Source organism: Neisseria sp. P0019.S002 (assembly GCF_051957155.1).
Lineage (GTDB): Bacteria > Pseudomonadota > Gammaproteobacteria > Burkholderiales > Neisseriaceae > Neisseria > Neisseria perflava.
The window spans coordinates 1-505 of record NZ_JBQCWS010000069.1; the positions used below are offsets into that span (position 1 = coordinate 1).

The following is a 505-nucleotide window of genomic DNA, read 5'->3' on the forward strand; positions in this document are numbered from 1 at the left end:
TGGGGGGGGTGTTTTGGGTTTGGGGTTGGGGTGGTGTTGGGGGTTTGGTTTGTGTTGGTTGCGGTGTTTGTTTTGTGGGTTTGGTTGTGGTTGGTTTTGGTGGTTGGTTTGTGTTGGGTGGTTTTGGAGTTTTGGTTGTCTTGTGTTGTTGGTGGTGTGTTTTTTAGGGGTGGTTGGGGTCGTGTGTGAGAAGGTCTGTTTTAGGGGTGGGTTTTTTTTGTTGGTGGGGTGGGTTTGGGGTTGTTTGGGGGTTTTTGGGTGGTTTTGGGTTTGTTTTGTTGGTGGGGAGGGTTTGCTTTTGAGGTGGGTTTTTTTGTGTGTGGTTTTGGTTGTTTTTTGGGGGTGTGTTGTTGGTGGTGTGGGGTGGTTGGGGTTTTGGGGTTGTTTGGTGTGGGTTGGTTGTTGGGGTCGGTTGTGGTTGGGTTTGTAGGGTGGGTGTTGTGGTTGGTGTGGGCTAGGTTTTTGGTGCTGTTTTGGTTTTGGGTTTGGGGTGTTTTTTTTGTGT

2 protein-coding genes are annotated in these 505 nt (G+C 49.3%); both read left to right on the plus strand.

Translation table 11 applies throughout. The features are described 5' to 3' along the window. Nucleotides 1-189 (plus strand): hypothetical protein (locus tag ACTHTY_RS11600; RefSeq protein ID WP_440367775.1); only part of this gene is annotated, 189 nt, incomplete at its 5' end. Nucleotides 190-234: 45 nt separating this feature from the next. Then, nucleotides 235-505: hypothetical protein (locus ACTHTY_RS11605; RefSeq protein WP_440367776.1), on the plus strand; the 271-nt coding region annotated here is incomplete at its 3' end.